This window comes from Pseudomonas nitroreducens NBRC 12694, from assembly GCF_002091755.1.
In the GTDB taxonomy this organism is placed as follows: domain Bacteria; phylum Pseudomonadota; class Gammaproteobacteria; order Pseudomonadales; family Pseudomonadaceae; genus Pseudomonas; species Pseudomonas nitroreducens.
The window spans coordinates 490,331-506,318 of record NZ_BDAI01000001.1 but is presented as its reverse complement, the minus strand read 5'-3'; the positions used below and the strand labels follow the sequence as shown (position 1 = coordinate 506,318).

Sequence of the window (15,988 nt, the reverse complement as noted above, 5' to 3'; positions counted from 1 at the left end):
ACATGACTCAGCAGCCTGTCCGCATCCTCTTCGTCGACGACGAGGAACGCATTCTGCGCAGCCTTGCGATGCAGTTCCGCCGTCACTACGACGTGCTGGTGGAAACCGATCCGCACAAGGCCCTGCAGCGCCTGCGCGAAGAGCACATCGATATTCTCGTCAGCGACCAGCGCATGCCGCAGATGACCGGCGCCGAGTTGCTCGCCCAGGCCCGGGAAATCGCCCCGGACACCCTGCGCATCCTGCTCACCGGTTACTCGGACCTCGACGCCGCGGTGGACGCGCTCAACAGTGGCGGCATCTTCCGCTACCTGACCAAGCCCTGGGACCCGCAGGAAATGGCCTTCACCCTGCGCCAGGCGGCCGAGATCGCCCAGCGCCAGGCGCCGGCCGAGCCCATCGATACCAAGGCGATCAGCCGCGTCGTTGCGCCGCTCAACGTGCTGTTGCTGGACGAGGATGCCGAGACCCTGGCGTGCGTCGGCGAGTTCTGCAGCGCCGGTACCCACCAGCTGCACCGCGCGCGCAACCTCGCCGAGGCCATCGTGCGACTGAACAGCGAACCTATCGATATCCTGGTCAGCGACCTCAAGCTGGCCGGCGAAGACACCGCGCCGCTGCTCAAGTCCCTGGCGCAGGCTCATCCGCGCCTGCTGAGCATCGTCGTCACGCCGTTCCGCGACACCCAGGACCTGCTGGCGCTGATCAACCAGGCGCAGATCTTCCGCTACCTGCCCAAGCCGATCCGCCGCGGCCTGTTCGAGAAGGGCCTGAAGGCCGCCGCCGAGCAGGCGCTGCTCTGGCGCGCCCAGCCGGAGCAGAAAGTCGCGCGCATCGCCGAGGTGCCTCGCGAGGATCGTGAGCGAGAGAAAGTGGGCAGCCTGCTGGGCATGCTCGGCCGCCTTCGCGAGCGGCTGAGTGCCTGATCGCCGTCGGCGACGGAGCATTCCTGCCGGGCGGGCTACGGAAGTCGGCGCGTTTCTGCGACAATGCGCGCCGATTTTTTCGATACCCGCGAGAGAGCCCATGTCCGCCTGCCAGACCCCGATCATCGTCGCCCTGGATTTCCCCACCCGCGAAGCCGCGCTGGCGCTGGCTGACCAGCTCGATCCGAAGCTGTGCCGGGTGAAGGTGGGCAAGGAACTGTTCACCAGTTGTGCTGCCGGTATCGTCGAGACTCTGAACAGCCGCGGCTTCGAAGTCTTCCTCGACCTGAAATTCCACGACATCCCCAATACCACCGCGATGGCCGTGCGCGCCGCCGCCGAGATGGGCGTGTGGATGGTCAACGTGCACTGCTCCGGCGGTCTGCGCATGATGAGTGCCTGCCGCGAGACTCTGGATGCCTTCAATGGTCCGTCGCCGCTGCTGATCGGCGTGACCGTGCTGACCAGCATGGAGCGCGAGGACCTGGCCGGCATCGGCCTGGACGTCGAGCCCCAGGAGCAGGTACTGCGTCTGGCTGCGCTGGCGCAGAAGGCCGGCATGGACGGCCTGGTCTGCTCCGCCCAGGAAGCGCCGGCGCTGAAAGCTGCACATCCGGCACTGCAACTGGTCACCCCCGGCATCCGCCCGGCTGGCAGCGCCCAGGACGACCAGCGTCGCATCCTCACCCCGCGCCAGGCGCTGGACAACGGCTCCGACTACCTGGTGATCGGCCGCCCGATCAGCCAAGCCGCCGACCCGGCCAAGGCACTCGCCGAGATCGCTGCCAGCCTGGCCTGAGTGCTTTCCCTGCACTGAGAAGCCGCCGGAAACGATAAAGCCCGCATCGCTGCGGGCTTTTTTGTGTCGAATGACGTGGGCGATTTCTGCTGGTTCGTGCCTCGGGTGTTTCCCTCTCCCTAACCCTGGCTACGCGCCCCGCTCCGAAGGGAGAGGGGACCGTGCGGTGCAGGCTGAAACCGCTGCGTCAGCCCGCACGGATAGCTCCCTCTCCCTTCAGGGAGAGGGCGGGGGGAGAGGGGGGAGCGACTGCGGAGATGTCCATAGGGGAAATCAGCCGTTCGCTTGGGCCATCGCCGTCCGGCCAAACCAGCGCTCGCGCAGCACGTCGTACACCCAGTTGAATACCAGCGCGTACGGCAGGAAGAACAGCACCAGGCCGATGTCGAGGATGAAGGCTTCCAGCAGGCTCACCGACAGCCACCAGGCGGCCAGCGGCACCAGCAGGACGATCAGGCCGAGCTCGAACAGCGAGGCGTGCAGCACGCGCACCGGCAGGGTGCGGCTGAAGCCCATGCGGTTCTGCGCGCGGTCGAAGGCGGCGTTGAAGAGCATGTTCCACAGGGTGGCGATGGCCGAGAACATCAGGGTCATGGCGCCCATGTGGCCCAGGGGTTTGTCCATCAGCCAGGCCAGGGTCGGCGCGCAGATGACGACCGCCAGCAGTTCGAAAAGGCCGGCGTGGAACATCCGTTCCTTCAGGGTTTTAGTCGGGCTCATGGGGGTTCTCCAGATAAGGCAGTGGCAGGCCGACTCCGTCGGTCTGGCGCCATTATCATCGGTCGACCGGCTGGATCTAAGTTGGATACCATCGGTGTAACCGATGGTAGAGGTGTCGCTCCATGCAATATTCCCCCGAATCCCTGCAGGCCTTCGCCGAGGCCGCATGCCTGGGCTCGTTCAGCGCCGCCGCGCGCAAGCTGGGCAAGAGCCAGTCCACCGTCAGCGAGGCCATCGCACGGCTGGAGATCGATCTGGGGCTGACCCTGTTCGACCGCAGCAGTCGCCAGCCGCAACTGACCGAAGCCGGCCACGCGCTGCTCGGGCGGGTGGAGGAAGTGCTGATGGCCAACGACCGCCTCGGCCAGCTCGCCCATCAGCTGGTAGGCGGGCTGGAGTCGCGGGTGACCCTGGCGATGTCGGACACCTACCAGTCCGCTGAATTCGAGGCGCGGCTGGCGGAGATCGATGCGCGCTACCCGGACCTGGAGTTCGAGTGGCTGATCGCCGAGGACAGCGATGTGCTCGATCTGGTTGTTCAGGGGCGCGCCAGCCTGGGGCTGCTTGCCGCTCAAAAGGATTACGCGCCGGATATCAGCTCGGCGACCTTGAGCGAACAGGCGGAGTTCGGCCTGTTCGTCAGCCGCGATCACCCGCTGGCTGGCCGCGAGCACGTGGAGCGCGAAGACCTGCTGGCCTACCGCGCCTTGCGCCTGAATACCTATCTGGACGATGCCGCACCGCTGCTGGGCGGGCGCTGCTGGAGCGCGCCGAACTACCTGTTGTTGCTGGACATGGCGGTGCTTGGCTTCGGCTGGATCGAATTGCCCAGTTGGATGGTAGGACGCTTCGCCGGCGGGCGTATGCAGGAGCTGAAGGTTGCCGGCTGGCCGCGCCGAGTGGCGGTGGATGTGATCTGGTCGCGGCAACGACGCCTGGGGCCGGCCGCGAGTTGGCTGGCGGAGCGGCTGCTGGGCCGTTGAGGCGCTCTGCATCACAGTTTCCGGACTAAATGTGTCGGGGCCTTTGATGCCCGGCGCGACACCAGTAGGATCGGAGTTTTCCTAGATTGTGAGGTCAGGATGCGCGTCAAGCTGGAGAATTGTCTGAAGGCAGTTGACGAAGTCCTGCTCGGCAAGGAGGTTCAGGTAAGGCTGGCGCTGACCTGCCTGCTGGCGCGCGGTCACCTCCTCATCGAAGACTTGCCCGGCATGGGCAAGACCACCCTCAGCCATGCCCTGGCGCGTGTGCTGGGCCTGGGGTTCCAGCGTATCCAGTTCACCTCCGACCTGCTGCCCGGCGACGTGCTGGGCACTTCGGTGTTCGACAAGGACAGCGGGCAGTTCGTCTTCCATCCCGGGCCGATCTTCTCCGAGCTGGTGCTGGCCGACGAGATCAACCGCGCCACCCCCAAGAGCCAGAGCGCGCTGCTCGAGGCGATGGAGGAAGGGCAGGTGACCATCGAGGGCGCGACCCGGCCGCTGCCCGAACCCTTCTTCGTCATCGCCACGCAGAACCCGGTGACCCAGGGCGGCACCTTTGCGCTGCCTGAATCCCAGCTCGACCGCTTCCTCATGCGCCTGTCCCTGGGTTACCCCGGCCGCGCCGCCGAGAAGGCGTTGTTGCTGGGTGAAGCTCGCCGCGACCTGCTGCCGCGCCTGGAACCGATGCTCGACCCGCAGGAACTGCAGGCGCTGCAGGGCGAGGTGCTGGCGGTGCGCGCCAGCGATGCGCTGGTGGACTACGTGCTGCGCCTGGTGGAAGCCACGCGCACCCAGCCGGCCTTTGCCCTGGGCCTGTCACCGCGGGGCAGCCTGGCGCTGCTGGCAGCGGCCCGCGCCTGGGCGTTGCTGGCCGGGCGCGACTACGTCATCCCGGAGGACGTACAGGCCGTACTGCCCTCGGTGGCCGGCCACCGCCTGCGCGACCAGGCCGACCCGGCCGGGCATGGCGGCGGTGCGTTGGTGCAGTGGTTGTTGCGCGAAGTTCCGGCTCTCTGAGGGGCACGCCATGCTCGTCAAGGTCAGGCCACTGTGGCAGAGCTGGATAGCCCGGCGCATACCGCCGTCTCCCTCGCTGCAGCTCAACCAGCGCCGCATCTTCATCATCCCCACTCGGCAGGGCCTGGCGTTCGGCGTCGCGCTGTTGCTGATGCTGCTGACCGCGATCAACTACCAGAACAGCCTGGCCTATGGCCTGACCTTCCTTCTGCTGTCGCTGTTCATCGTCGCCATCCTCCACACCTACCGCAACCTGGGCGGCCTGCGTCTGTCGGCGCTCGGCGCGCAGCCAGTGTTCGTCGGCGAGCAGGCAGCCTTCCGGGTGCGCCTGGAGGGCGAAGGGCGCAACCGGCAGGCCATCGGCCTGGGGTGGGAAGCCGAGCGCATGCAGTTCGCCGATGTCACGGCGGACCACGCCGAAGAGTTGCTGCTGAGCGTGCCAGCCGAGCGCCGTGGCTGGTTGCGCCCTGGTCGCCTGCGGGTGGAGAGTCGCTTCCCGCTGGGCTTGCTGGTCGCCTGGAGCTGGGTCGACCTGGACCAGTCGGTGCTGGTCTACCCGCATCCGCAGCCCGGCGACCTGCCGCTGGAAAGCGGGGCGGCGGAGAACGACGAGGAAGGCGTGCGGCCCAGCGGGCGCGGCGTCGATGATTACCAGGGCCTGCGGCCCTACCAGCCGGGCGATTCGCGCCGGCGCTTGCACTGGAAGGCCTACTCCCGTGGCCAGGGCCTGCTGGTGAAGGATTTCTCCGCGCTGGCCGGGCGCAACATCTGGCTGGAGTTCGACAGCCTGGGCGGCGACACCGAGGGGCGCCTGTCCCGGCTGTGCTTCTGGGTCCTGCAGCTCACGCGGCGCCAGCAGCCGTTCGGCCTGCGCCTGCCGGATGCGCAACTGGCGGTCGGCCTGGACGATGCCCATCGCGACGCCTGCCTGCGCGCTCTGGCGTTGCACGGGACGAAGCGATGAGCAGTGCGACCGCCACTTCCTCCCAGCCCATTCCACGGGTGGCCCTGACCTGGCTGCTGGTGGCCCAGGCGGTGGTGATCATCCCGCACCTGGAACATCTGCCGCTGTGGGTCGTCGCCCTCTGGCTGGGTTGCGCCGCCTGGCGCATCCAGGTGTTTCGCATGCGCGCCAACTACCCCAGTGGTATCGCCAAGCTGGCGCTGGTGGCGTTGGCCGGGTTGGGCGTGTGGTTTTCCCGCGGCTCGCTGCTCGGCCTGGATGCCGGCGTGGTGCTGCTGATCTCGGCCTTCGTGGTCAAGCTGGTGGAGCTCAAGACTCGCCGCGATGCCTGGGTACTGATCCTGCTGGGGTTCTTCGCGGTTACCACCAGTTACCTGTTCCAGGATGACATCCTCGCCGCCGCCTTCAGCTTGCTGCCGGTGCTAGCGCTGCTCGCGGCGGCCATCGGCCTGCAGCAGAGCGGTTTCGCCGCGCGCCCGATGCCGACCTTGCGCCTGGCCGGCGGTCTGCTGCTGCAAGCCTTGCCACTGATGCTGCTGCTTTTCCTGTTGTTCCCGCGCATGGGGCCACTGTGGTCGCTGCCAATGCCCGGCGACAAATCCATGACCGGGCTGAGTGACAGCATGGCACCCGGCGACATGGTGGAACTGAGCCAGTCTGCTGCGCTGGCTTTTCGAGTGAGCTTCGACGGCAGCCCGCCGCCGCGCTCGCAACTGTACTGGCGCGCCCTGACCCTGGAGCGCTTCGACGGCGTGCGCTGGAGTACCGCGTTTCAGCGTGGCGATCGTGAGCCGCAATGGGAGCGGCAGGGGCAGCCCTTGCAGTACCAGGTGATCATGGAGCCCAACGGTCGGCCCTGGCTGTTCGGGCTGGATGTGGCGCAGGCCAGCCTGGGCGATGCGCGGATGATGAGCGACTTCCACCTGGAGCGGCGCCTGCCGGTGCGCCAGGGGCTGCTCTACCGCGCCACCTCCTGGCCGCACGCTCTGCTGGAGCCGGACGACGCCACCCGCGCACAACGGATCAACCTCGCCTTGCCGCAGGGCGGCAATCCCCAGGCCCGCGCCTGGGCGCGACAACTGCGCGAACGCTACCCACAGCCGGCCGAGCTGGTGCAGGCGATGCTCCGGCACTTCCGCGAGCAGCCGTTCCGCTACACACTCCGCCCGCCGGATGTTGGCCCGGAGCGCATCGACGGTTTCCTGTTCGACACCCGGGCCGGCTTCTGCGAGCACTATGCCGGCGCCATGACCTTCGTCCTGCGCGCGGCGGGGATTCCGGCTCGCGTGGTGACCGGCTACCAGGGGGGCGAGGCCAGCGCGTCGGGCAACTACCTGGCGATCCGCCAGTTCGATGCCCACGCCTGGGTGGAGTACTGGCAGCCGGGCAGCGGGTGGACGCGCGTTGACCCCACGGGCGCCGTATCGCCCGAGCGGATCGAGCAAGGGCTGGAGGCGGCCATGAGCCAGGAAGGCAGCTTCCTCGAGGCCGATCCGTTTTCACCCCTGCGCTACCGGAACTTCGCGCTGCTCAACCAACTGCGCATGGCCTGGGACGACGTCAACTACGGCTGGCAGCGCTGGGTGCTGGGTTACCAGGCCGAGCAGCAGGGCGACATGCTGAAGAACTGGTTCGGCGGACTGGACCGGCAGTGGATCGGCGCCCTGCTGGTGGGCGGTGGCGCGCTGTTGCTGGCTGTGCTGGCGCTGGTGCTGTTCAAGCCCTGGCGGCGCTCCACCGATCTCCAGTTGCAGAGCTTCCAGCGTTTCGAAAGGATGCTCGCGCCCCTGGGGGTGCATCGCGAGCCGGGGGAGGGCGCGCGGGACTTCTGCCGGCGCGCGAGCAGGGTCCTCCCGGCCCACGCCCAGGCGATCCGCAGCTACCTGGAAGCCTTCGAAGCACAGCGCTATGGCGGAGCCGCCACCGCTCCGGCCCAATTGCGTGCGCACCTGGCGCGCCTGCGTCGCGAACTGCCCTGGCGCTTGTGGTCTGCGCGCAGAAACGGGACGTGACATCGCGGCCCTTGCCGGTGTGCTGGCGGGGGCTAACCTGATAGCTCACCCTCTGGCGTGGAGCCTGCCGTGACCTCCTTCTGCGATTACCTGGTAAGCCATCTGATCGAGCAGGAGGTCGCGTTGTTCTCCGCGTCCTCCCGCCTGAAGGCGGAGTCCGATCCCGAGGCGCTGCACGACCTGCGCATCGCTGTGCGCCGGCTGCGCAGTCTGCTGCACCCGGTGCGGGGCATGCCGGGGATCGACGAACTGGAGCAGGCGCTGGGTGATATGGGCCGTCTCAGCGGTCCTCTGCGTGATCTGGAAGTGCTGCTGCCGGCGCTGGAGGCCGAGGGCTACGAGCGTGCCGCCGCGCTGCGCCGGCCGGCGCTGATTTCCGGCTATGCCACGCTGCTCGCCAGCCCGCAGTGGGAGCGTCTGCTGCTGCGCCTGGATGGCTGGCCGCAGCTGTGGCGAACAGCGGAGCGCCATGGCGTGCTCAAGGGGTTGCACGGCAAGGTGGAGAAGCGCCTTGCCCGGGAATGGCGGAAGCTGCGCGACGCGCTGGAAGATCCGGCCCACGATCGCCATCGCTTGCGCCTGCTGATCAAGCGCGTGCGCTATTCGCTGGAGGCCTATCCGAAGGAGTCGGCGGTGCCGCAGCGACTGCTCGCGCCGCTGAAGGATTCGCAATCGGCCTTGGGCGACTGGCATGACTACGAGCAGTGGCTGATCCGCAGCGAGCGCGAACTCGACCTGATGCCCTTGCAGCCGCACTGGAACGCCCGCCACGACCTCGCCGAGCGCCTCGCCGACGAGAGCCTCGAAGCCCTGCGGAAAGCGCTGCATAGGGCTCGTTGATGACAGGGCATTTCCTGCAAGGGACAAGGCTTTGGATGGTTTGCCGGGGCTGCCGGTGCCCCTAAGATCGCAACCAGCTGCCATTTTCCAGAAGCCTCAGGGAAGTCCGATCATGTCCTTCAGCGAACTGCTCCGGGCGGTGCGTGCCGCACCGCTGTCCATTGTCATCCCCGCCGCCTGGGCGCAGGGCCGTGCGAGTTTCGGCGGCCTGGTGGCGGCGCTGGCCTACGAGGCCATGGCGGCGGTGGCCGAGGCCGGACGACCGGTGCGTTCGCTGGCGATCACTTTCGTCGGCCCCATCGAGGTGGAAGTGCCGGTGAGCTTCGAGGCCGAAGTGCTGCGGGAGGGCAAGTCGGTCAGCCAGGTATTCTGCCGCGCGGTGCAGAACGGGCAGGTGGTGCTGCTGGCGCAAGGCAGCTTCGGTGTGGGACGCGAATCCACCGTGCAGATGGACGGCCTGCCGCCACCGATGTTCAAGGCCGTCGAGGACTGCCAGGAACTGCCGTACATTCGCAAGCTGATGCCGGCCTTCACCCAGAATATCGCCATGCGCTGGGCGGTCGGGCACATGCCGTTCTCGGCCAGTCGCGAGCGCGAGATGGGTGGCTGGATGCGCTTCCGCGGCGGCGACGTGGGCGAGGAGCCGATGGAGATCAGCCACCTGCTGGCGCTGATCGACGCCTGGCCGCCGGCCAACCTGCCGCATCTGAAATCGCCAGCGCCTTCCAGCTCGCTGACCTGGACCGTGGAGTTCGTCCAGCCGCTGCCCTCGATGCCCGCCAATGGCTGGTGCCAGTACCTGGCGACCATCGAGCATGCCCGCGACGGTTACGGGCACATCGCCGCCCAGACCTGGTCGGCCGATGGCCAGCTCCTGGCGATCGGCCGGCAGACGGTGACCATCTTCGGCTAGGGCTGCCCCCGCTAAATGCCGGGTGCGGTCTCCGTGCGGTTGCGGCCGCCGGCCTTGGCCCGGTAGAGGGCCCGGTCGGCGCGGGCGAGCAGGTCCTCCAGGCGCAGCTCGCCTTCGCGCCGGGCCGCCACGCCGATGCTCAGGGTGAGACGCACGCGGCTGCCGTCTTCGCTGGTGAAGGACAGTGCCTGGACGCTGTTGCGTACCCGCTCGGCGACCTGCAGCGCCTGCTGCAGGTCGGTTTCGGGAAGGATTGCGGCGAACTCCTCGCCACCCAGGCGGCCAAGCAGGTCCACTTCGCGCAGTCCCTGCGTCAACTCCTTCGCCACGGCTTGAAGCACGGCATCGCCGAAGGCGTGGCCGTGGGTATCGTTGATCGGCTTGAAGAAGTCGATGTCCAGCATCAGCGCCGAGCACTGGCGGTCGTAGCGCTGTGCGCTCTTGAGTAGGGCGACGCCGCGTTTGACGAAGGCATGGCGGTTCTGCAGGCCGGTCAGCGGATCGGTGGTGGCCAGCAGGCGCAACTCCTGTTCCATGGTCTTGCGCTGGTTGATGTCGAAGCTCCACACCAGCGAGGCGGGGCGTCCGTCCACCTCCATGCGCCGTGCCCAGACGATCGCCCAGAAAGGCGGATTGCCCGCCAGGCGGGTCTCCCAACTGTCCAGTTGGCCGTGATCGGCCAGGGACTGGCGGAAGCGTGCTTCCTCGTCGGGATCGTCGAACAGTCGACTCAGGGTGAAGGGTTCGTGCGGGCGGATGCCGGTGCGCTGTAGCAGCCGCGGGCTGACGTAGTGGGCGCGGGAGTCTTCGTCGCTGAGCAGCGCCACGTCGCTGGGGCTGGTGTCGAGGATATAGCGCAGCAGCGCCTTGCGTTCGCTCAATTCCTGGGTGCGCTGCTCGACGCGCTGCTCCAGCGACTGGTTGAGGTCATGCAGGCGCTGGGTGAGCAGGAGCTTGCGCCGCGAATTGGCGATCACCCGCAAGGCCAGCAGCACACTGCACAGGCCGAGGCCGAAAAGCACCCAGGCCAGCAGGTTGAAGGCGCGCTGCAGGTCCTGGCGTTCGGCGTCCATGTAGTTGGTCAGGGCAATGTTGGTGACCACCACCAGTTCGTGGGTGGGTTCGAGCAGAGGCGGCAGCTCGTGCAGCATCTCGCCGGCCAGCAGTTTCGCGGCCTGCGGCTGCCCCCATGGCGCACGCTTGAGCCAGGCGTCACTCAGGTGCTGGATCTTTTCCAGGGTTGCCTGCACTTCCGGGCGGGGTACGGCCAGGTAGTTGTAGACGGGCGTATTACGCAGCGGCGGCAGGAGGCTGGCGAGCACTTCGACACGGGTTGCCAGGGCATCGCTGTCGCTCTCCCCGGCGAGTACCTGCCGGGCGCTGTTCAACGAGCGCTCCAGCTCGGCCCGCAGCTGGTAGGCCTGCCACAGCTCGCTGTGGGCATCGGGATGGGCCAGTTGGCGGACATGCTGGTGCACCATCAGCAGCGCGGCGCCGGCGCCGGCGGTCAGCGCCGCGATCAGGCCGCTGAGGATGATGACGGTCAGGCGGCGATAGCGCCGCCTGGGAAGTTGCGGGGGCACGGCGATCACTCCAGGGTAATGCGGCTTACCTGCCAGACGGTGCGGTTGAAATAAACCTGGGTCCGCAACTCCGGGTAATCGAGCATCGGGTAGATGACGAACAGCGGGCCGCGCTCGGCGATACCGATGGGTTGGCCGTCGCGGCGGTAGGCGAGGATCGGGTCGAAGGCGTCCAGGTCGCTCAGTGGAATCAGCGCGGAATAGTCGTTGAGTGCCTCGACCCGCAGGCGCTGGGCGTCGCCGCGCTCGAAGACGGCGAGCAGGATGCTCAAGCGCACGCCTTGCCAGCCATGGACCGGGGTTTCTTCCGGGAGCATCGAGCGCCGCTCGCTCTGCGGCAGTGCTTCAAGCTCGCGCAGGCTGTAGTGGCGCTGGAGTTGCGGCTGGCCTTTGACTGCAATGGTCAGCACGGTGCGCTCGGCCGTCGATTCCGGGGCTGAGTTCGCAGTCGTGACAATAAACAGGCAGGCAAAAAAGCCAATAAAATGACGAAAGGCCGACATCTCAACAGCTCGCGACGAAATCTCGACGATTATATCGGCGAACCTGCCCGGTACTTGAATGGCCGCAATGCCGCGCCCTGCTCTTATGGCCGGCTCAGCGCCCGCGATTGCGCCAGGCACGCCACCAGGCGCCGCTCAAAACAAAGCGCGGGAAGGTGACGAACTGCTCGACCAGCAGACGGCTGACGGCGTCCTTGCGGTCCTTAAAGGGTTCGGGCGCCTGCTCTTCAAGCTTGTGCCCGCGGCCCTGGATGGCCAGCGAGGCGACCATGCCGATCACCCCCAGCAGGATCGCCGACAGGCTCAGGCCGAACAGCCCGTTGAGCAGGGTCAGGGCGCCGAGGATGAACAGCGGCACGGCGATGATGTGCAACGCCAGGTTGGTCGGGTTGCGGTGGTTGGCGGCGTAGCCCTGCCACTGCCAGGCGAGGAGGTTGGGATGACGTTTGCCCATGTGGGTGCTCCCGAGACTGAAAGGCCCGCCTGAGCGCAGGCGGGCGGACTATCAGCAGTCTAGGTGCTGCGCCGAAGCCCGCGCCAATGGACGCAGGCTATGCGGGCGATAGGGATTACAGGCGCAGCTGGCGGATGGCGCGGCTGAGCTCGCCGGCGAGGTCCGCCAACTGGTGGCTGGTGCCGGCCGAGTCCACGGTCTGCTGCACCGTGTGTTCGGTCACGTCACGGATACCGACGACCGAGCGGGTCATTTCCTCGGCGACCTGGCTCTGCTGCTCGGCGGCCACGGCGATCTGGGTATTGCTCTCGCGCATCAGCGCCACTGCCGAAGCGATCGCCGCCAGGGCTTCGCCGGCTTCACGGGCTTGCTCTACGCAGCCATCGGCCTTGATCGAGCTTTCCTGCATGAATTCCACCGCGTCACGGGTGCCGGACTGCAGCGCATTGATCATCTGGGTGATCTCGTCGGTGGAGTCCTGCACGCGCTTGGCGAGGTTGCGCACTTCGTCGGCCACCACGGCGAAACCGCGACCCATCTCGCCGGCGCGGGCGGCCTCGATGGCGGCGTTGAGAGCCAGCAGGTTGGTCTGTTCGGCGATGCCATGGATCACGCTGACCACGCTGCTGATCTTGTGACTGTCCTGGGCCAACTGCTGGATCATCTCGGCGGTCTGCTGCACGCCCTGGGACAAACCGGCGATGGACTGGCCAACGCGACCGACGACCTGCTGGCCATTGCCGGCGAGGCGGTCGGCCTCCTGCGACTGGTCACGGGTGTCGGCGGCATGCTGGGCGATGTGGTGGACGGTGGTGGACATCTCGTTGATGGCGGTGGCGGCCTGGTCGGTCTCGCTCTGCTGGCCGAGCATGCCCTGGCGCACCTGGCCCATGCTGTTGGCAAGGCTGCGCGCGCCTTCGTCGAGGCGCCCGGCGGCCTGGGCAACGGTGCCGACCACGCGCTGGTAGCCGGCCTGCATGGCGTTGAAGGCAGTGGCCATCTGGCCGACTTCGTCGCGGCTTTCCAGTGGCACGCGGGCGGACAGGTCGCCGCTCTTTTCCACGTGCAGCATCACGTCGCGCAGGGTCAGCAGGTGCGTGAGGATGAAGCGGATCAGCAATTGCGAGGCGGCCAGCAGGGCCAGCATCAGCACCAGCACGGCGCCGGCGAAGGGCAGGGCGCGGTCTTCGAAGACGCTCCAGAAGTCGGCGCCGGGGGCGAGCACGGCAACGCGCTGGCCGTTGCCGATATCCTGCACGTAAGCGCCGGCCAGTGCGCCGTTGCGGTTCTGCGCATCCTGCAGGTCCACCCAGCCGCTGGCGCGGGCGAGGGCCGAGCCGTCGACACCGGTGATCTGCGGGGCGCTGCCGGCGGCGAAGCTGACGAGGTTCGGCGAAGTCGGCAGCGCCGAGCCCGCCGGCCAGCCCTTGAGCATCTGGGCCTGGGCTTCGGCACCCTGGCGTGCCTGCTGGTTGCGCCCATCGAGCTCCTGGTGCATGGCGAACAGCACCAGCAGCAGAGTGGTGACGAAGGCGACCGCGTTGACGGCCCAGAATTTGTACTTGAGGGAAATATCGCGGATCCAGGCGGCCATAGATGTCTTCTTGTCGGTCGAATAGTGGCAGGGCGCCATTATTGTCGTGAAAAGGGATGAAGATGGCCATTGATGGGAATCAAGCCACCTTCCGCTCCCGACTTATCGGCCGAGGAAGGGCATTCTTGAGAGCCGGTTCAAATTTCCGGGAGGTCGAAGAAGCGCCGCGCACACTCGGTGGTATGGGCAGCGACACGCTCTGCGCTCTCGCCACGATGCTGGGCCACGCAGGTCAGCACTTCGGGCAGGTAGGCCGGCTGGTTCCTGCCGTTCTTCGGCTTGGGCCGCAGCGTGCGCGGCAACAGATAAGGTGCGTCGCTTTCCAGCATCAGCCGGCCTTCGGGAATTTCCCGCACCAGCTCCTGCAGATGGGTGCCGCGGCGCTCGTCGCAAATCCAGCCGGTGATGCCGATGTGCAGGTCGAGGTCGAGGTAGGAATAAAGCGTGCGGCGCTCGCCGGTGAAGCAATGCACCACGGCCGCAGGGAGCCGGTCGCGGAACTCCTTGAGGATCGCCAGCAGGCGCTCTCCGGCATCGCGCTCGTGGATGAACACCGGCAATTGCAGTTCCACGGCGAGGCCCAGTTGTTCTTCGAAAGCCTTTTCCTGCTGCGGGCGCGGCGAAAAGTCGCGGTTGAAGTCCAGGCCGCATTCGCCCACGGCCTTTACCCGGTCCTCCGCCAGCAGGCCGCGCAGCGCCCTGGCGCTGCCGCTGTCCCAGTGGCTGGCTTCATGGGGATGGACACCGGCGGTGCAGTAAAGACGCTGTTCTTCGTCCAGTTTCCGGCACAGTTCCAGGGCCTGTTCGCTGTCGGACAGGCTGGTCCCGGTGAGCACCATCTGGGCGACGCCGGCCTCGATCGCGCGAGCGAGGACCGCTTCACGTTCCGGCTCGAAGCTTGGATGGGTGAGGTTGACGCCGATGTCGATCAGTTGCATTTTTGTTCCCTTTGTCCGGATGCGGAGCATAGCAAAACGCTCTTTCCAGGCGAAAATTCTTCAAAAACAACAGGTTGCGGATTATTCCGAAGATATATCGGAAGTTTCGGGTTGGTAATGAGTCCCTCCTGTGAGAATCTTGCGCGCCCTTGGCGGTCGGGAACCCCCGGCCGAAACCGCACTCTAATCGGCCCGCCGCCGAGTGCGAGCCCCTGGAGAGCTGGATGACCCGACTGTTGTTGCTACTGCTGTGCCTCGTGGCCCTGACGCCACTGCCGGCGGCCGCGCGCCTGACGGCCCAGCCGGAAAACTGGGAGCAGGAAAACACCGACGCCCGCGACCTCGCCACGATCCGCTCCGGCGGCACCCTGCGGGTTCTGGTCAACCAGAGCCGCAACAGCTCCGGCGAGATCAAGGGCGAACCCATTGGCGTCGAATACCGTCGCCTGCGCGCCTTCGAGCAATACCTCAACGACAGTGCCCCGGGGCGCAAGCCGCTCAACATCCAGTTCATTCCCAAGGCCAAGGATCAATTGCTCGGCGCGCTGCAGCGCGGTGAAGGCGATCTGGTCGCGCCCGGGGAAGTCCTGCTGGCCCGCGATGGCCAGAACGTCAGCCCCAGCCTGCCGTGGAAGGCCGACGTGCCGCTGGTGCTGGTGACCAAGCAGGGCAACCGCAAGTTCGTGCGCCTGGAGCAGCTGGCCGGCCGCACCATCACCCTGCCAGCCGGCAGCGCCGCCGGCGAGGCCGTGCGCAAGGTCAACGAGCGCCTGGCGCAGAAGCGCATGGCGCCGCTGGTGCTGGAGTGGACCGATTCCTCCCTGGCGGTGGAAGACGTGCTGGAGATGGTCCAGGCCGGCATCTTCAATTACACCGTGGTCGAGCAGCCCATCGCCGAACGCTGGAGCAAGGTCTTCACCAAGCTGCGCGTCGATCGTCATCTGGTGCTGGACAACAGCGAGCCGATGGCCTGGTACGTTCGTCGTGACGCGCCGATGCTGCGCGCCAGCGTCAACCGCTTCCTCAAGGACTATCGCGCCCCGGCGGACCAGGACGCGGCCTTCCAGCGCCTGTACCGCCGCGCCTACCAGGTGCGCAACCCGCTGCTCGTTCCCGACCGCAAGCGCCTGGAAGCCGTGCGCCCGACCCTGCAACGCTATGGTGAGCAGAGCAAGGTCGACTGGCTGGCCCTGGCCGCCGTGGGCTTCAAGGAGTCCAACCTGAATGCCGGCGCGCGCGGCGCCGGCGGCGCCACCGGGCTGATGCAGATCACCCCGGCGGCGGCCCGCGCCGTGGGCGTGGATACCGTGCACCAGAAGGAGAACAACGTGCAGGCAGCCAGCCGTTACATGGCCATGCTGCGCAAGCGCTTCTTCTCCAGCCCGCGCATCAATGAACGGGACCGCATGGCCTTCGTTCTGGCTGCCTACAATGCCGGTCCCGAGCGGGTGCAAAGCCTGCGTGCGGAGGCCAAGCGCCAGGGCCTGAACCCCAACCAGTGGTTCTTCCAGGTCGAGCGCGTGGCGGCCGAGCAGTTGGGCATGGGCGTGGTGAACTACGTCAGTAGCGTCAACAAGTACTATCTTGCATATCAGCGGGAGCGTGATGGCCTCGAGCCACGTGAGAGCGTGGCGGCAATCAAGAAGTAATCAGTTTTTTCGATAGCTTTCAGCGCTATTTTGCGCTTTTGATATCGTAAAAACTGGTTATATTGGTCGCCAAGCAACCCCGGTTGTCACCTA

General features: G+C 67.0%; 15 protein-coding genes. 9 read left to right on the top strand and 6 right to left on the bottom strand.

Annotated features, from left to right (window positions below; translation table 11 throughout):
- Positions 1-2: 2 nt before the first annotated feature.
- Positions 3-926 (top strand): response regulator, encoded by a 924-nt coding sequence (locus tag PNI01S_RS02350; protein WP_065084274.1) that lies wholly within the window; start codon positions 3-5, stop codon positions 924-926.
- Positions 927-1,026: 100 nt separating this feature from the next.
- Positions 1,027-1,725, top strand: a complete 699-nt coding sequence (pyrF, locus tag PNI01S_RS02345) for an orotidine-5'-phosphate decarboxylase (protein WP_024764511.1) — start codon at positions 1,027-1,029, stop codon at positions 1,723-1,725.
- Positions 1,726-1,998: 273 nt separating this feature from the next.
- Here the strand turns inward: pyrF and PNI01S_RS02340 are convergent, their stop codons facing one another.
- Positions 1,999-2,445 (bottom strand): multidrug/biocide efflux PACE transporter, encoded by a 447-nt coding sequence (locus tag PNI01S_RS02340; RefSeq protein WP_084357356.1) that lies wholly within the window; start codon positions 2,443-2,445, stop codon positions 1,999-2,001.
- A gap of 122 nt (positions 2,446-2,567) precedes the next feature.
- Here PNI01S_RS02340 and PNI01S_RS02335 point away from each other — a divergent pair, with 122 nt between their 5' ends.
- The 6 genes from PNI01S_RS02335 (at position 2,568) to PNI01S_RS02310 (ending at position 9,174) form a co-directional block, all read left to right on the top strand.
- On the top strand, positions 2,568-3,428 hold the full coding sequence (locus PNI01S_RS02335; protein WP_024764513.1) for a LysR family transcriptional regulator: 861 nt from the start codon (positions 2,568-2,570) through the stop codon (positions 3,426-3,428).
- A 99-nt stretch (positions 3,429-3,527) separates the two neighbouring features.
- Positions 3,528-4,445, top strand: coding sequence for an AAA family ATPase (locus PNI01S_RS02330; protein ID WP_037014527.1), 918 nt, complete (start codon positions 3,528-3,530; stop codon positions 4,443-4,445).
- A gap of 10 nt (positions 4,446-4,455) precedes the next feature.
- Complete coding sequence (locus PNI01S_RS02325; RefSeq protein ID WP_024764514.1) at positions 4,456-5,409, top strand: DUF58 domain-containing protein; 954 nt, start codon at positions 4,456-4,458, stop codon at positions 5,407-5,409.
- Entirely contained in the window at positions 5,406-7,421 is a 2,016-nt protein-coding gene (locus tag PNI01S_RS02320) for a transglutaminase TgpA family protein (RefSeq protein WP_084357355.1), read from the top strand. The genes PNI01S_RS02325 and PNI01S_RS02320 overlap by 4 nt, the downstream gene beginning before the upstream one ends.
- A 69-nt stretch (positions 7,422-7,490) precedes the next feature.
- Positions 7,491-8,261 (top strand): CHAD domain-containing protein, encoded by a 771-nt coding sequence (locus PNI01S_RS02315; protein WP_084357354.1) that lies wholly within the window; start codon positions 7,491-7,493, stop codon positions 8,259-8,261.
- Positions 8,262-8,373: 112 nt separating this feature from the next.
- A complete protein-coding gene (locus PNI01S_RS02310) occupies positions 8,374-9,174 on the top strand; it encodes an acyl-CoA thioesterase (RefSeq protein WP_065084267.1) in 801 nt (266 codons plus the stop codon).
- Between the two features lie 11 nt (positions 9,175-9,185).
- Here the strand turns inward: PNI01S_RS02310 and PNI01S_RS02305 are convergent, their stop codons facing one another.
- From PNI01S_RS02305 to PNI01S_RS02285, 5 genes are all read right to left on the bottom strand, one after another.
- Positions 9,186-10,763: a GGDEF domain-containing protein gene (locus PNI01S_RS02305; protein WP_024764517.1), complete on the bottom strand. Its 1,578-nt coding sequence runs from the start codon at positions 10,761-10,763 to the stop codon at positions 9,186-9,188.
- Positions 10,763-11,167 carry a putative pterin-binding protein gene (locus tag PNI01S_RS02300; protein WP_084357353.1) on the bottom strand — a complete coding sequence of 135 codons (405 nt, stop codon included), beginning with the start codon at positions 11,165-11,167 and terminating at the stop codon, positions 10,763-10,765. The genes PNI01S_RS02305 and PNI01S_RS02300 overlap by 1 nt, the downstream gene beginning before the upstream one ends.
- A 187-nt stretch (positions 11,168-11,354) precedes the next feature.
- The gene (locus tag PNI01S_RS02295; RefSeq protein ID WP_084357352.1) at positions 11,355-11,714 is read right to left on the bottom strand and encodes an Mpo1-like protein; all 360 of its coding nucleotides are present in this window, start codon (positions 11,712-11,714) and stop codon (positions 11,355-11,357) included.
- A gap of 115 nt (positions 11,715-11,829) precedes the next feature.
- Positions 11,830-13,308 carry a methyl-accepting chemotaxis protein gene (locus PNI01S_RS02290; protein WP_024764520.1) on the bottom strand — a complete coding sequence of 493 codons (1,479 nt, stop codon included), beginning with the start codon at positions 13,306-13,308 and terminating at the stop codon, positions 11,830-11,832.
- Positions 13,309-13,445: 137 nt separating this feature from the next.
- Positions 13,446-14,246, bottom strand: a complete 801-nt coding sequence (locus tag PNI01S_RS02285; protein WP_084357351.1) for a TatD family hydrolase — start codon at positions 14,244-14,246, stop codon at positions 13,446-13,448.
- A 224-nt stretch (positions 14,247-14,470) separates the two neighbouring features.
- Here PNI01S_RS02285 and PNI01S_RS02280 point away from each other — a divergent pair, with 224 nt between their 5' ends.
- Positions 14,471-15,895, top strand: a complete 1,425-nt coding sequence (locus tag PNI01S_RS02280) for an MltF family protein (RefSeq protein WP_084357350.1) — start codon at positions 14,471-14,473, stop codon at positions 15,893-15,895.
- The last annotated feature ends 93 nt before the right edge of the window (positions 15,896-15,988 follow it).

What these genes read in the sequence shown, in the direction of transcription:
- PNI01S_RS02350 (WP_065084274.1), top strand. Translation starts at nt 3, where the DNA reads ATGACTCAGCAGCCTGTCCGCATCCTCTTCGTCGACGACGAGGAACGC.
- pyrF (WP_024764511.1), top strand. Translation starts at nt 1,027, where the DNA reads ATGTCCGCCTGCCAGACCCCGATCATCGTCGCCCTGGATTTCCCCACC.
- PNI01S_RS02340 (WP_084357356.1), bottom strand. Translation starts at nt 2,445, where the DNA reads ATGAGCCCGACTAAAACCCTGAAGGAACGGATGTTCCACGCCGGCCTT.
- PNI01S_RS02335 (WP_024764513.1), top strand. Translation starts at nt 2,568, where the DNA reads ATGCAATATTCCCCCGAATCCCTGCAGGCCTTCGCCGAGGCCGCATGC.
- PNI01S_RS02330 (WP_037014527.1), top strand. Translation starts at nt 3,528, where the DNA reads ATGCGCGTCAAGCTGGAGAATTGTCTGAAGGCAGTTGACGAAGTCCTG.
- PNI01S_RS02325 (WP_024764514.1), top strand. Translation starts at nt 4,456, where the DNA reads ATGCTCGTCAAGGTCAGGCCACTGTGGCAGAGCTGGATAGCCCGGCGC.
- PNI01S_RS02320 (WP_084357355.1), top strand. Translation starts at nt 5,406, where the DNA reads ATGAGCAGTGCGACCGCCACTTCCTCCCAGCCCATTCCACGGGTGGCC.
- PNI01S_RS02310 (WP_065084267.1), top strand. Translation starts at nt 8,374, where the DNA reads ATGTCCTTCAGCGAACTGCTCCGGGCGGTGCGTGCCGCACCGCTGTCC.
- PNI01S_RS02295 (WP_084357352.1), bottom strand. Translation starts at nt 11,714, where the DNA reads ATGGGCAAACGTCATCCCAACCTCCTCGCCTGGCAGTGGCAGGGCTAC.
- PNI01S_RS02290 (WP_024764520.1), bottom strand. Translation starts at nt 13,308, where the DNA reads ATGGCCGCCTGGATCCGCGATATTTCCCTCAAGTACAAATTCTGGGCC.
- PNI01S_RS02285 (WP_084357351.1), bottom strand. Translation starts at nt 14,246, where the DNA reads ATGCAACTGATCGACATCGGCGTCAACCTCACCCATCCAAGCTTCGAG.
- PNI01S_RS02280 (WP_084357350.1), top strand. Translation starts at nt 14,471, where the DNA reads ATGACCCGACTGTTGTTGCTACTGCTGTGCCTCGTGGCCCTGACGCCA.